A 14,474-nucleotide genomic window follows, 5' to 3' on the forward strand; every position below is an offset into this window, starting at 1 on the left:
AATGACAACTCCCTTTCATTGACGACAGGTGGGGCCCCGGCTCCAGCCGGGAGGACTCCCCACCTCAATTTGGATCAGGCGTTAACCACCTGGGCAACCGCCTTCTCAAAGCGGGCCAACCCTTCCTTGATGTCCGCTTCCGGGATCACCAGAGACGGAGTGAAACGCACCACGTTGGTCCCTGCGACCAGCGCCATCAACCCCTGATCGATGGAGGCCAGCAGGAAATCGCGGGAGCGCCCCTTGTAGTCTTCGTTCAGCACGGCGCCCAGCAGCAGGCCCTGGCCACGCACTTCGCTAAAGCAACGGTACTTGGCATTGATGGCTTCAAGGCCGTCGCGGAACAGCTGCTCGCGCTGCTTGATGCCGCTAAGCACTTCCGGGGTGTTGACTACGTCGAGCACTGCCTCGGCGACGGCACAGGCCAGCGGGTTGCCGCCGTAGGTAGAGCCGTGAGTGCCCACTTTCAGGTAGGAGGCGATCTCGGTAGTGGTCAGCATGGCGCCGATGGGGAAGCCGCCGCCAAGGGCCTTGGCGCTGGTGAGGATGTCCGGCGTCACGCCCAGGCCCATATAGGCGTAGAGCTCACCGGTACGACCGACACCGGACTGCACCTCATCGTAAACCAGCAGTGCATTGTGCTTGTCGCACAGCTCGCGCACCCCTTTGGCAAACTCGTCGGTGGGACGAATGATGCCACCCTCACCTTGCAGCGGCTCCATCACCACGGCGCAGGTATTGTCGGAGATGACGGCAGCCAGCTCTTCCAGATTGTTGTAGGTCACATGGGTGATGTCGGCAGGCTTGGGACCGAAACCGTCGGAGTAGGCGGCCTGGCCACCCACGCTCACGGTAAAGAAGGTACGACCGTGGAAACCCTGATGGAAGGCGATGATCTGGGTCTTGTGGGGACCAAACTTCTCGATGGCGTAACGACGGGCCAGCTTGAGGGCCGCCTCGTTGGCCTCGGCGCCCGAGTTGCAGAAGTAGACCTTGTCGGCAAACGTGGCGGCGACCAGCTTCTTGGCCAGACGCAGGGCCGGCTCGTTGGTCATCACGTTGGAGAGATGCCACAGCTTCTCGCCCTGGGTTTTCAGGGCGTCGACCAGCTTGGGATGACAATGACCCAGACCATTGACCGCGATACCGCCGGCAAAGTCGATATATTCACGGCCTTCCTGATCCCAGACACGCGACCCCTCACCACGCACCGGGATGATCTTGGCCGGCGCATAGTTGGGAACCATCACTTCATCAAACACTTCACGTGTCACTGCCAACAACTCTGACATATAGCTCTCCTTCGAACTGGCAGCAGAATAATCCACCGCCCAAAAGTTAAATCCGTGTAAACGTGACGGGATTATCACAGAAATAAAGTAAAAAGTCTGTAACAAAACGGACTATGGGGAACAATCTTCGATTAGCCTTGAGATTTTAGGCAACCGCATTGCATAACGTATCAAGGGGGCTTGGCAAGAGATAATTTGGGCAGGAGGGGCAGTGAATAAACTATCAGGGAAATTTTTTTTGCCTTCTCTCGATTCTGAGAGGGTGATCACGAATTTTTACGAACGAGCGAGAAAATTGGCCAGTAACTGGTGGCCTTGCTCACTCAAAATGCTCTCCGGATGGAACTGAACTCCTTCGACATCAAGCGTCTTGTGGCGCAGCCCCATGATCTCGTCAAACGAGCCATCGGCATGCTCGCTCCAGGCGGTGATCTCGAAGCAATCGGGTAGCGTTGCCTGCTCTACCACCAGCGAGTGATAGCGGGTCACCCGCAGCGGATCCTTGAGCCCCTTGAAGACCCCCTCGCCCCGATGGCGAATGAGCGAGGTCTTGCCATGCATCACCTGACGGGCTCGCACCACGCGGGCACCAAACGCCTGTGCCAGGGACTGGTGACCAAGGCAGACACCGAGAATGGGCAATCGGCCGGAAAAATGGGTAATAGCGGCGAGGGAAATACCCGCCTCGTTGGGCGTGCAGGGGCCGGGAGAAATAACCAGATAGCGGGGAGATAATTGCGTAATGTCGGTCAGAGTCAGCTCATCATTACGCCTGACCACTACTTCTTGTCCCAGGGCGCCAAAATATTGCACCAGGTTCCAGGTAAAGGAATCGTAGTTATCGATCAATAACAGCATGTGATAACCAGTGGCCGAGAATTAACGGTCGAGAAAACGACCCTGTTCCATTTCCCGTTCACGCTGGCATTCGGCCAGATAGATGGCGGCAGCAATGGCGGGAGTTTTGTGATGCTTGTCGATGGCATTGGAAACCATCAGTTGCAGGGTATTGAGGTTTTTAGCCTTGCGGAATTTACGCAGCCAGTGACCCTTGTCACTCAGCTCTTCAACGGAGACATTTGATTGAACGGACATACTTGCTCTTGGGGAAATAACCCGGGTTGAAAAAGGGAAATAATTAAACAATTAACAGCAGGGAAAATAAAGAAAGCCAGGCAAATACCCAGCTCTCTTCTACTACACCTTCCCAGTATGTCAGGCTCGAGGAACGAAGCCGACTACATCATATACGCTGGTCAGGGTTTTTTCAGCTCTTTCGCGCGCCTTTTGTGCGCCTTCCGCCAAAATAGCAATCAGATGAGTCTCATCCTGACGCAGTTCGTGGAAACGGGCCTGGATGGGCTCCAGCAAGGCCACCACGGCCTCGGCAGTTTCGGTCTTGAGGTGACCGTACATCTTGCCTTCGAAGTGCTGTTCCAGCTCCGGGATGGAGCGGCCGGTCACCCCGGACATCAGGGTCAGCAGGTTGGAGACTCCTGGTTTGTTCTCCGGATCGAAACGCACCACGGCAGGATCGTCGGAGTCGGTAACCGCACGCTTGATCTTCTTGACGATCTGCTTGGGGTCTTCCAGCAGGCCGATGAAATTGGCCTCGTTGTCGTCTGACTTGGACATCTTCTTGGTCGGATCCTGCAGGCTCATCACCCGCGCCCCTTCGGTCGGAATGAAGGGCTCCGGCATGGTGAACACCTCGCCGTACAGGTTGTTGAAACGGGTGCAGATATCGCGGGTCAGCTCCAGGTGCTGCTTCTGGTCGTTGCCGACCGGCACCTGATTGGCCTGATAGAGCAGGATGTCGGCCGCCATCAGCACCGGATAACCAAACAGACCGACGTTGACGTTGTTCTCGAAACGGGCGGACTTGTCCTTGAACTGGGTCATGCGCGACAGCTCACCCATCTGGGTGTAGCAGTTGAGGATCCAGCCCAGCTCGGCGTGTTGCGGCACGTGGGACTGGATGAAAACGGTGCTCTTCCTGGGATCGATCCCCACCGCCAGATAGAGGGCGGCGGCATCGAGACAGGCCTTGCGCAGTGCCACCGGATCCTGACGGGTAGTGATGGCGTGCAGGTCGACGATGCAGTAGAGGCAATCGTACTCATCCTGCATGTTGACCCACTGACGCAGGGCTCCCATGTAGTTGCCGATAGTCAGTTGGCCAGAGGGCTGTGCGCCGCTCAATACGATAGGTTTAGTCATGAGAGTAGTAATCCTTGTTATTCAGCCAGCCCAGCTGCGCTATTAGACCAAAAGTGCATCGAGCTGTGCAAACTGCTCGCATACCCAGTCAGGATGGGAATCGGCGATAGGGCGGCCATAGTTGTAGCCGTAGGTGAGCCCCACTACCTTCATGCCGGCCGCCTTGGCAGCCAGCACGTCATTTTCGGAGTCGCCCACCATCAGGGTGCGAGCCGGGCTCACCCCCAGTTCGTGGCAGGCGTGCAGCAGGGGCTCCGGATTGGGTTTCTTCTGGGGTACGCAGTTGCCACCAAGCCAGAGTGCGAAGCAATCGGCAATGCCGAGGGCATCGAGAATGGGCTGCACGAACTGGCTCGGTTTGTTGGTTACCACCGCCTGGCGGTAACCCAGTTTCTGCAGGCGGCGCAGGCTCTGCTCCACCCCCTCATACATGTCCAGTCCTTGCAGCAGGCAAGCCTGATAGTGACCGTCAAACAGGGCACGGGCCTTGGCAAACAGCGCCGGATCGGCTTCGCAATGGGCAAGCGCCCGCTGGATCAGCTTGTCGGCACCGTTGCCGACCCAGGTGCGCACCAGCGCCTCGTCGGCCTCGGCCAGCTCCAGGTCGGCCAGAGTACGGTTGACCGCCAGTGCCAGCTGGGCGGCACTGTCGATAAGGGTGCCATCCAGATCGAACAGCACCAGATCAAATTCACGATTAACGACGGACATCAGCAAGCTCCGCACGCATCTGATCGATAACGGCCTTGTAGTCCGGCTTGCCGAAGATGGCGGAACCGGCCACGAACATGTCGGCACCGGCCTCGGCGATCTCGCGGATGTTGTCGACCTTGACACCACCGTCAATCTCGAGGCGGATGTCGCGGCCGCTCTCGTCGATCAGGCGGCGCACCTGGCGCAGCTTGTCGAGGGTACCGGGAATGAAGCTCTGGCCACCGAAGCCCGGGTTGACCGACATCAGCAGGATCACGTCCAGCTTGTCCATCACATACTCGAGGCAGGAGAGAGAGGTGGCCGGATTCAGCACCAGACCAGCCTGGCAGCCCTGCTCCTTGATGAGACCGAGGGAGCGGTCAACGTGATCGGAGGCTTCCGGGTGGAAGGTGATGAGGGAAGCCCCGGCCTTGACGAAATCGGGAATGATGCGATCCACCGGCTTGACCATCAGGTGGACGTCGATGGGCGCCTCGATGCCGTAGTCGCGCAGGGCCTGACAGACCATGGGGCCGATAGTCAGGTTCGGCACATAGTGGTTGTCCATCACGTCGAAGTGAACCACGTCGGCACCGGCGGCCAGCACCTTGGCAACATCGTCACCCAGACGGGCGAAATCGGCGGAGAGGATCGAGGGGGCAATCAGAAAGTCTTTCATCAGCATCATCCATTGGCAGCCAGGGAGAAAAAACGGCGCAATTTTAGCGTAAATATCCGGTGAAAACGACTCGAAAGGCCGAGAAAGGGGGCAATCCTTCCCGCCATCCTCTCCACGATCCCAATGCCAGCCTGAAGGATGACAATACGCCAACAAAAAACGGCGCCCGAGGGCGCCGTTTTATCAGCTCAGCGGCAGCAGCTCGCTGTCGCTTGGGTAATAGCCCTGTTCGGGCTCTATGCCGGGCGGATAAAGCGCCAGCAGTTCGGCCACCTTGTTGCGGGTACCGCCGTTGCGGCTGATGGTGCGCTTGACCAGGATCTCGTCAAGACGGGCACCGCGATAGAGCTCGCGGGTCAGTTCGATATCGTGGTTGCTGATGAGCACGGGCACCCCTTTATGGGCGGCGGTGTGGCGGGCCAGACGGGCCAGCACCGCCTGATCATCCAGGGTAAAGCCACCGGCCGCATAGGTGGTAAAGCTCGCCGTGGTGGAGAGCGGCGCGTAAGGGGGATCACAGTAGATCACCCAATCCTCCTCAGCCCGCTTGATGGCATCGGCGTAGCTTTCGCAGATGAAGGTCGCCTTCTGCGCCTTTTCGGCGAAGGCCCACAGCTCCTTCTCCGGGAAATAGGGCTTCTTGTAGGAACCGAAAGGCACGTTGAAACCACCCTTCTTGTTGTAGCGACACAGGCCATTGAAACCGTGACGGTTGAGGAACAGGAACAGCAACGCCCGCTCGAAGGTGTCTTCGGTGTGGTTGAACTGGGTGCGCAGCCGGTAATAGGCCGCCTTGTGGTTGTGTTCAGCTACAAAGAGCTTGCGCGCCTCGTCGATAAAGTTATCCGGCGTCAGCTTGAGATGATTGTAGAGACTGATGAGATCCGGATTGATGTCGTTGAGCACATAGGCGTCGTAGTCGGTGTTGAGAAACACGGACCCGGCCCCGACGAAGGGCTCCAGCAACACACGCCCGGCCGGCAAGCGCTCGGCGATCTCTTCAACCAGGGAGTATTTTCCCCCGGCCCATTTTAAAAAAGCGCGTGTTTTCTTCATGGAAATCCGGTGTGTAAGAAGGCAAGACCCAAAAAGGGGGATGATTCTACCCCCTTATCCGGTATCAAGGCTATTGCTTCAGCTCTTTTTGTACCTGGGCAAACGACTTGGGCCAGGGCTGCCCCTTCAGCAGGGCTGGCGACAGCTTGCGGATCGCGCTCTTGGCCTGGGTCAGGGTCGCGTAGTCCCCCTGCAGCACCACAAACCAGGGGCTGCCACGGAACTGGGTCTGATAAACCCAGACCTTGCCGGACAAACCATGTTCGGCAACAAACTGATCCACCGCCTTGGTGTTGCTCGCCCCCATCAGCTGGATGCTGTAGTGGTTGCGTGCCTTCTTGTTCAGGGTCGCCACCGGGGTCAGGGCCACCTTGGGAGCCGGCACAGCCGCCGGCTGAACGGCCGGTTGGCTCGTAGTGGCCGAAGGCTCGGCTGCCTTGACAGGCTTTTGCTGTGCGCCGCTTGCCGCGCTGGCAACGGCGCCGCTGGCTACTGTGCTCTTGCCGGTCAGCTCGTCGACCACCTCGGTCGGCAGGGCACCGCTCACACCGGGATCCGTCATCAACTTCTGGACGACTTCATCGGAGATCACCACCCGGCGCCCTTCATAATTGGTGGACTCGGTAGTGACGGTATCACTCTCTACCGACTTGGGCAGTACTTTCGACTCCGGCTGCCAATCCTTGACCACGGCGTTGGGATTCGTAGCTGCGCCATCATCTTGTCCCTTGGCGGCTCCGTCATCGGCGCCACCCGCAGTGACGGGAGAATCGCCCGGAACCGGAGGCGGCAGGGCCGTCGTTTGAGTCGACTCCTGAGGTGTGGTGGAGGTGTCGCCACCAAACAGGGCCGGCAGCAGATAGCTCAGGGCCAGCAGGCCAGCCGCCAGCGCGGCAATAGAGAGGGCAATCTTCTTGACAGGCAGTTCTGCCTGACGCTTCTTGGGCCTTCTGTCGGTCATGATATCCTCCAGTAACTGCATGATGGTGGACGGGTGTCCACTTGCCGTTGTCAGGATCTCTTCCACTTTCACTTTGGGCAAGAGGGCCGTCGGGATCTTGAGCTCCTTAGCTTTCTCGTACAGGAAGATGCGTTGTTCCGGCGGACTCAGAGACTGGACCTCCAGCTCGAGAGGCGGCATGGCGCGTCCCTTGAGCAGTGGCCGCTGACTACGACACCAGGTGTCACTGCCCGAGACCAGGATGGCCAGCTGGTGCGGTGCCGCCAGGGTGTCGTTGTGACGACTGATGGCCCACAGCTCTCCCAGCACGTCGGCAGGCAGCTCATCGGCCCGTTCGATGATCAGCAGCAGGGTCGCCGGCTTGGCCCCCTCCAGCATGCGAAAGAAGCTGTCTGCCAGCGCGTCCTGAGGATTGAACAGGGGACGGGCCACCACCTGGGGCAGCAGCAGCTGACGCACATCCGCCATCTTCATGGCCGGCGTGCCAATCAGGCTGACGACACGTACCTTTTCCGGCAACTGGCTGATCAGGGTCTCGCACAGAGTGCCGCGACCACTGCCCGGTTTGCCGGAGAGAAAAATGAAAGGGTGATTGAATTCAATCAGATGCAGCAGCCGGTCAACCAGCTGCCGCTGGGAAGGAAGCTTAAGCAGCTTATTATTAGTCACGTCCAGACTCGATCACCGCCAACAGTTCGGCATCGGAGACATCGGCCACCACCTGTGCATGGCCGATACCCACCGGCAATACCAGGCGCAACTTGCCTTCGAGGACCTTCTTGTCACGGCGCATATGGCGAATGAAGGCGGCAAAATCCATCTCGGCCGGGGCCTTGATGGGAAGATTGGCCGCCAGCAGCAAGGCGCGAACGCGTGCCACCTGTGATTCGGTCATCTCACCCCTGGCCAGCGCAGTGTCGGCCGCCAGCATGGTGCCGGCCGCAACGGCCTCGCCATGGAGCCAGTTGCCATAACCCTGTTCGGCTTCGATGGCATGACCAAAGGTATGACCCAGATTGAGCAGTGCACGTACCCCCTGCTCGGTCTCGTCCTGCCCGACCACATCGGCCTTGATTTCGCAGCAGCGTTTGATGGCATAGGAGAGGGCGGCAGGGTCCAGCCGTTGCAGACGGGTCATGTTCTGCTCCAGCCAGCTGAAGAACTCGGCATCCCAAATGATGCCGTATTTGATCACCTCGGCCATTCCGGCGGCAAATTCACGCGCAGGCAGGGTGCTCAGGCACTCGGTGTCGATGATGACCTGTCTGGGCTGATAGAAAGCCCCGATCATGTTCTTGCCGAGGGGATGATTGACGGCGGTCTTGCCGCCGACGGAGGAGTCAACCTGGGAGAGCAGTGTGGTCGGGATCTGGATAAAAGGAATGCCACGTTGATAGCTTGCTGCCGCAAAGCCCACCACATCCCCTATCACACCGCCCCCCAGGGCGATCAGCGTGGTATCACGCCCATGGTTGGTTCCAAGCAGAGCAGACATGATCTGCTCAAAGGTCGCCAAGTTCTTGTAGGCCTCGCCATCTGGCAGGATCAGGTGTTCTACCTGAAAATCCGACAGCAGGGCGCTGACCCGTTCAAGATAGAGAGGGGCGACGACCGTATTGGTCACTATCATCACCCGCTTGCCCTTGATGGCCGATGCCAGCACCTCGGGGCGCTGCAACAAGCCTGCGGCTATCTCGATGGGATAGCTGCGTTCACCCAGTTCGACCTTCAACCGTTCCATGGACGTCCTCTAGATTACATACCGATCAGTTTTACAATTTGATTGGCAACGATTTTGGCGCTCTGGTCGTCGGTGTGCACCACAAAATCGGCCACCTCTTCATACAGGGCATTGCGCTCTTTTGCCAGACGCTCGAGCACTTCACGTGCCGGCTCTTCGGTCTGCAGCAGGGGGCGACGCTTGTCACGCTGGGTGCGCGCCAGCTGCTTTTCGATAGTGGTTTCGAGATAGACCACGATGCCGCGGGCAGACAACTTGTTGCGGGTTTCGCGGCTCTTGATGGCACCGCCACCGGTCGCCAGCACGATACCCTGCTGCTCCGACAGCTCGCCGATCACCTTCTCTTCGCGAATACGGAAACCCTCTTCGCCTTCAACATCGAACACCCAGCTGATATCAGCACCACTGCGGCGCTCAATCTCATGATCTGAGTCGAAAAACTCCATATGCAGTTGTTCTGCCAGATGTCTACCTATGGTGCTCTTGCCCGCACCCATGGGACCTATCAGGAAAATATTGCGTTTCTCAGCCATGTCTTTTCGTTAGTAATTACAAACTGTACGACCCCGATAAATACTGGATCGGGGTACCTATGAACCTTATCTTGCGATGGATCAGGAGGGGGATTATCTCAATAGAAATCAGGACTGGCAACCGCAGCCCTTACGCCCCAGCCTCATTGGGGCGTAAGGTTATATGTGTTTTACCTTCACATGTAAAGCCTTCAGAAAGCGTCGGTCACTATCTTGGGCGTCACGAAAATCAGCAGCTCGCGCTTTTTGTTTTCGCTGGTGGTCTTGCGAAACAGCGCCCCCAACCCCGGGATATCCCCCAGCAACGGCACCTTGGTCACATCGCTCTTGATGGTCTGCTGATAGATGCCGCCGAGCACAAGCGTCTCGCCATTGTTGACCAGCACCTGGGTGGTGATGGACTGGGCGTTGATGGAGACGGCATCGCCGGTACCGGTCGGCACGGTTTCACCCTTGGTATCCTGGGTCACGGTCAGATCGAGAATGACACGGTTGTCAGGGGTGATCTGCGGCGTCACTTTCAGACTCAGCACCGCCTTCTTGAAGGTGACAGAGGTCGCCCCGCTGGAGGAGGATTCCACATAGGGGATCTCGGTACCCTGCTCGATCAGCGCCGGTTTCTGGTTGGCCGTGGTAACCCGGGGGCTTGCGATGATCTCGGCCTTGCTCTCTTTTTCAAGAGCAGAGAGCTCGAGATCCAGCAGAGTACCATTGGCCAAACGGGCAACCTGGAAGGCCAGGGTACCGGCCGCATTGGTCACCGGCAGATTGACGTTCAACCTGTCATCGGCGCCGGGTCTGGTGATGGCCGACACACCGTTATCGTTGCCGGAGCTATCATTGCCTTCGATGCTGCCCGAGGTGCTGTTGCCGTGCCCGTCGTTCTTGGTTACCCCCCAGCGCACCCCGAGGGCCTCGTCAAAGCCATCATCTATGGTCACCATGCGGGCTTCGATCACCACCTGCTTGACCGGAATGTCGAGAATGTCGAGCATCCGCTTGATGCTGCTGATCACATCCGCCGTATCCTTGACCACCAACACGTTGGTGCGCTCATCCACGCTCACGGCGCCACGGGGGGAGAGCAGCTTGGTACTGTCGGATGACAGCAGGGCAGCCACCTCGGATGCCTTGGCGTAGTTGATCTGCAGATATTCGGTGTAGAGCGGGGCAAGATCCGCCACCTGATTTCGGCTCTCAAGCTGCTGTTTCTCCCGGGTCGCAATCTCGTCGGCAGGAGCCACCAGCAGGATGTTGTTATCCAGCCGCTTGTCCAGCCCCCGCACTTTCAGAATGATGTCGAGGGCCTGCTCCCAGGGCACGCCATCCAACCGCAGGGTGATGTTGCCCCCGACCGAATCGGTCGTTACCAGGTTGAGATTGTTGAAATCGGCGATCAACTGCAACACGGTACGAACGGGGATATCCTGGAAGTTCAAGGAGATGGGCTTGCCCTGATACTGCTTGGCAGCGGTAGCTGCGCGCTTTTTCACCTCGATGATGAAGAGCTTGTCAGCCTGATCGTAGCGATAGTCAAACTGGCCATTCACCGACAGCTCAAACAGGGTATCGTTGCCCTGACGCGATACCTCCACCTGGGAGACCGGCGTCGCGAAATCCTGCACATTGATGAGATTGAGCAAGCCATCCGGCACCCGGGTGCCGTGGAATTTGGCCAGTACCGTCTGGCCCCGGCTGCTCACATCCACGGCCGCCGAGCTGTTGTCCAGCGTCACCAGAAACTCACCCTGGCCATCCTTGCCGCGGCGAAAATCAACACCGGTCACCGAGTTGAAATAGGCTCCGCCGCCGTTGCTCTGATAACTGTTGAGCACGGGTTTGGAGGCTGTCGGGGCAGCCACCGGCGCTGTCGCCGGCATCGACTTGGCGACCACCTGGGTATTGATGAGTGCCGACGGGGAGGAAGCGGGCGTCGAAGCGGTGACTGCGGGTGCCAACAATGCACTGTCATTGCTGCCAAGAGAGGAGGAAGATGCCCCTTCCCCCAGCGACACCAGCAACTTGCTGCCTTGCTGCCTGACCTGATAGGGCGCCAGCTGATCGAGAGCAATCTTGATGTCGAGCCCGGCGCCCTTGCCTTCCACCTTGATGCTGTCGACCCCCTGGCGCTGGATCGGCAAGGGGTTCACTTTCAATGCACCCATCGCACCGGGCACATGCAGCAACAGCTGGTTGGGTTGGTAGGAGAGGCGATCGGTAAAGCCGCTGACAGGCTCGCTAAAACTGAGTTCCAGTTGCAACTGGTCTGCAAGCAAGGGATTCACCTTCACTTCCTGCAGGGTTGCCACCGCCCAGGCCTGGCCGAAGAAGGCACTGGCACAAAACAGCAGAGCCACTTTGGTTACACACTCTCTTGTTGTTTTCATTGCTGTTCGTCCCTGATTATTGTTTTTCTTGCATATTGGCCATGGCCAACTGGGTTTCTCTTGTTACCCAGCACCCCTTCCCATCCGGAATGGTTTCCAGCAAATCCACCGCTGTATCGGAGATCTTGATAATGCGCCCCTGATCCAGACCCATATATTGGTTGAGGCCTACCCGTACCGATTGACCATCCGGCGTACGGATCAGAGCCCACAATTGCCCTGTTTTGCCCAAAGAACCCTGCATCGACAAACTGGCAAGGGAGTAATTTTCCAGCATCTCCTTTTCACGATCCTTCACCACCAGCGCACAATCCGGTTGCAGTTTGGCACTGTTGTCCCCCCCGCCAGCCGCCTCCGGCTGCGGTGCCATGAAGGGGCTGCGCAGCTCACGCTGCTGGTATGCCATGGGAGAAAAGGGTTTGAGTTCTGGCAGAGGCTCGATAGGGACGGGAGGGCGTGCCTTGGTCTGAGCCACATAAGCATCCATGTCCTCCTGGCCACCACAGGCAGCCAGCAGCAAGGCAGGCAACAACCAGCAGATGCGTCTCATTACTTCGCCTCCCCTGTCTTGCCGTTGTACTTGTAGGTCTTGGCCAGCATCGACATCGAGATCAGATCCCCTGCATCCTTGTTTTGTCCCAGGGTAAAGGAGTCGAGAATGACGATACGGGGCAAGGCCGCCATGTCCGCGGTGAACTTGCCGATCTCGTGGTAACTGCCCACCACTTCGATACGCATGGGAAGCTCGGTCGAGAACTCATGCTTGACCTCGGGTTCCCAGTTGATCCGGTTGAGTTTCAAACCGTTGTCGGTGGCGATAAAGCTGATATCGTCCAGCAAGCCCGCCACTTCATGGGTATTGGGCAGTTGCTTGAGCTGGGTATCGACCATCTGCTCGAGCGTCACCATTTGTTCCTTATAGGCACCCAGGTTTGCCGCCAGCATCGCCTTGCTTTCAAACTGGGCTTTCAGCTCGGTCTCCTTGTCGGTCTCCTGAGTCAGCAGGGTCAGCGAATTGGCGATCACATAGTAATAGAGGGCGCCTCCCGTCAACGCACAGCAAAAAAAGATGAAGATCCCTTTGGCCCATTTCGGCCAGCTGGCGATGTCATTGATATCCAGCTCGTTCAATTGCTGAAGATTCATTTGCCCTCCTTGGCCACATCGTCAGTCGCGGAGGCCTTGGCCACCAGAAACATCATGGAGAATTGACTCAGGGATACGGGAGCGACATCCGCCGCAAAAATAGTGCTGATCTTCGACTGGCTCAGCCAGCCCGAGCCATCGATACGGCGCATCATGCTGGCAACCCGACCATAGGCCTCGGTCTTGCCATTCACATCGATGATGTTGTTCTGCATGGAGAGCGTGTTGAGGTAAACCCCGTTGGGCACCAGGGAGGGCAACTGATTAAAAAGGCGGACGGGCAGGTTGCGGCGCATCTGCAGCTGTTCGATCAACTGCATCCGGTCGATCAACTCCTTGCGGCGCTCCTTGAGCAAGCGGATCTCGCCCAACTGGGCATCCAGGATAGCCATCTCCTGCACCAGTCGCTGATTGCGCTGCTGTTGGGCGCTGACCTGACGATTGACCAACCAGTCGGCGCCAAATCCCAATGCCACCGTCACCAGCACAAATGCCCCCAGCAGGGCGCCAAACTCTTTCTTCTGCCGCTGGGCCCTGGCTTCACGCCATGGCAGCAGGTTTATATTTGACATGGCGTGAAACTCCTCAGAGCCAACCCGAATGCCGTCATATATTTAGCGCCGTGGGTCGCTTCGGCTTCCCCTTTGGGTTTGCCAAACAGGGCAAACAGATCCGGGTGCAACACCTCGCAATTGGCCTCTTCCTGCACCTGTAGTGACAGACCCGGCAGCAGGCTGCCCCCACCGGTCAGCACCAGCTTCGAAATCTCGCGATAACCGGAAGAGCTGCAAAACAGCTGGATATTGCGACGAACCTGTTGCAGCAATGCATTGATATGAGGCATCAGTACATCGAGTTCGTGGTCGACCGGCAGGGTTCCCTTGATCTTGGCCTGCTCCGCCTCATCCAGTGCCATCCCATAAAAAGAGGAGAGCGCCTGACTGTATTGATCCCCACCGAAGTTCTGCAGACGGGAGTAGATCACCTCCCCCTTGACCAAAGCGGCGAAGGTCATGGCGCTGGCACCGATATCGATCACCCCGACCGGCCGATCGCTCTCCTTCAACTCAGGCAAGCAGGCCAACACGGCACGCCCCAACGCATGGGCTCCCACATCGACGACCTTGACGACAATACCGGCCTCGGCAAGGGCGCTGACCCGGCCATTGACGCTCTCGGTGCGGGCTGCACTGAGCAGCACATCCTGGCGATCTTCATTGTTGCTGGTAGTGCCCAGCACCTCGAAATCGAGGCTCACTTCATCGAGGGGAAAGGGGATGATCTGTTCGGCCTCCAGCTGAACCTGATTTTCCAGCTCTTTATCACTCAGGCTGGCATCAATCTGGATCACCTTGGTGATGACGTTGGAGCCCGTCACCGCCGTGGCGGCATAGTCGCTGTGGCCCGAGAGCTGGCGTTTGAGGTTTTTGAGGGATTGGCTGACCCGCTCGATATCCTGCAGCTGGTAATCGACCAGCGTCCCTTTCGGGGTAACGATATCGGCCACCGCATCTATGTGCAGTTTGCCGGGACGTCCGCTGATGGTGACGGCCTTGATGGTCTGATTGCCAAAATCAACGCCCACCAAGGGGAGGAGGGAGCCTTTGCTAAATAGCCCAAACATATACACATCCATGCGTTATGGGGTTCTGTTCCCGAATTGAGTGTAGGACACTCGTCACAAGAGGACGGGTTGATTAATCCTAAATGCTCTAAGTATCAATGTCATAAAGTTTATACCGAAAAGTGACCCACCTCGCTTTCTG

15 protein-coding genes are annotated in these 14,474 nt (G+C 58.0%); all 15 read right to left on the reverse strand.

The genetic code is table 11. The annotated features are described in order from the left end of the window. Positions 1 to 74: 74 nt before the first annotated feature. The 15 genes from ACB028_RS02595 to tapM all read right to left on the reverse strand — a co-directional run bounded on the left by ACB028_RS02595 (position 75) and on the right by tapM (position 14,332). On the reverse strand, positions 75 to 1,292 hold the full coding sequence (locus ACB028_RS02595; RefSeq protein ID WP_042025664.1) for an aspartate aminotransferase family protein: 1,218 nt from the start codon (positions 1,290 to 1,292) through the stop codon (positions 75 to 77). Positions 1,293 to 1,568: 276 nt separating this feature from the next. Next, complete coding sequence (locus tag ACB028_RS02600) at positions 1,569 to 2,150, reverse strand: aminodeoxychorismate synthase component II (RefSeq protein ID WP_042025665.1); 582 nt, start codon at positions 2,148 to 2,150, stop codon at positions 1,569 to 1,571. A gap of 21 nt (positions 2,151 to 2,171) precedes the next feature. Then, a complete protein-coding gene (locus ACB028_RS02605; protein WP_026455946.1) occupies positions 2,172 to 2,387 on the reverse strand; it encodes a hypothetical protein in 216 nt (71 codons plus the stop codon). Positions 2,388 to 2,507: 120 nt separating this feature from the next. Next, complete coding sequence (gene trpS, locus ACB028_RS02610) at positions 2,508 to 3,512, reverse strand: tryptophan--tRNA ligase (RefSeq protein ID WP_342010376.1); 1,005 nt, start codon at positions 3,510 to 3,512, stop codon at positions 2,508 to 2,510. 42 nt (positions 3,513 to 3,554) lie between these two features. Continuing rightward, on the reverse strand, positions 3,555 to 4,223 hold the full coding sequence (locus ACB028_RS02615) for a phosphoglycolate phosphatase (protein ID WP_042025667.1): 669 nt from the start codon (positions 4,221 to 4,223) through the stop codon (positions 3,555 to 3,557). Further along, on the reverse strand, positions 4,210 to 4,884 hold the full coding sequence (gene rpe / locus ACB028_RS02620) for a ribulose-phosphate 3-epimerase (RefSeq protein ID WP_371143420.1): 675 nt from the start codon (positions 4,882 to 4,884) through the stop codon (positions 4,210 to 4,212). The genes ACB028_RS02615 and rpe overlap by 14 nt, the downstream gene beginning before the upstream one ends. A 183-nt stretch (positions 4,885 to 5,067) precedes the next feature. Further along, positions 5,068 to 5,940: a Dam family site-specific DNA-(adenine-N6)-methyltransferase gene (locus ACB028_RS02625; protein ID WP_042025669.1), complete on the reverse strand. Its 873-nt coding sequence runs from the start codon at positions 5,938 to 5,940 to the stop codon at positions 5,068 to 5,070. A 70-nt stretch (positions 5,941 to 6,010) separates the two neighbouring features. Beyond that, positions 6,011 to 7,570, reverse strand: a complete 1,560-nt coding sequence (locus ACB028_RS02630) for an SPOR domain-containing protein (RefSeq protein WP_371143421.1) — start codon at positions 7,568 to 7,570, stop codon at positions 6,011 to 6,013. Further along, the gene (gene aroB / locus ACB028_RS02635) at positions 7,563 to 8,642 is read right to left on the reverse strand and encodes a 3-dehydroquinate synthase (protein ID WP_371143422.1); all 1,080 of its coding nucleotides are present in this window, start codon (positions 8,640 to 8,642) and stop codon (positions 7,563 to 7,565) included. The genes ACB028_RS02630 and aroB overlap by 8 nt, the downstream gene beginning before the upstream one ends. A gap of 14 nt (positions 8,643 to 8,656) precedes the next feature. After that, positions 8,657 to 9,175 carry a shikimate kinase AroK gene (gene aroK / locus ACB028_RS02640; RefSeq protein WP_042025672.1) on the reverse strand — a complete coding sequence of 173 codons (519 nt, stop codon included), beginning with the start codon at positions 9,173 to 9,175 and terminating at the stop codon, positions 8,657 to 8,659. Positions 9,176 to 9,366: 191 nt separating this feature from the next. Then, positions 9,367 to 11,562 (reverse strand): type IV pilus secretin PilQ, encoded by a 2,196-nt coding sequence (locus tag ACB028_RS02645; protein WP_371143423.1) that lies wholly within the window; start codon positions 11,560 to 11,562, stop codon positions 9,367 to 9,369. Between the two features lie 16 nt (positions 11,563 to 11,578). Next, the gene (locus ACB028_RS02650; RefSeq protein ID WP_042072277.1) at positions 11,579 to 12,112 is read right to left on the reverse strand and encodes a pilus assembly protein PilP; all 534 of its coding nucleotides are present in this window, start codon (positions 12,110 to 12,112) and stop codon (positions 11,579 to 11,581) included. Beyond that, positions 12,112 to 12,708 (reverse strand): PilO family type IV pilus biogenesis protein TapO, encoded by a 597-nt coding sequence (tapO, locus tag ACB028_RS02655; RefSeq protein WP_026455954.1) that lies wholly within the window; start codon positions 12,706 to 12,708, stop codon positions 12,112 to 12,114. Before tapO ends, ACB028_RS02650 begins: the two co-directional genes overlap by 1 nt. After that, positions 12,705 to 13,280: a PilN family type IV pilus biogenesis protein TapN gene (tapN, locus tag ACB028_RS02660; protein WP_042072279.1), complete on the reverse strand. Its 576-nt coding sequence runs from the start codon at positions 13,278 to 13,280 to the stop codon at positions 12,705 to 12,707. The genes tapO and tapN overlap by 4 nt, the downstream gene beginning before the upstream one ends. Further along, a complete protein-coding gene (tapM, locus tag ACB028_RS02665; protein WP_042025676.1) occupies positions 13,268 to 14,332 on the reverse strand; it encodes a PilM family type IVa pilus assembly protein TapM in 1,065 nt (354 codons plus the stop codon). The genes tapN and tapM overlap by 13 nt, the downstream gene beginning before the upstream one ends. Between the last annotated feature and the right edge of the window lie 142 nt (positions 14,333 to 14,474).

Source organism: Aeromonas sp. S9(2024), assembly GCF_041403185.1.
GTDB classification, from domain to species: Bacteria; Pseudomonadota; Gammaproteobacteria; order Enterobacterales; family Aeromonadaceae; genus Aeromonas; species Aeromonas enteropelogenes.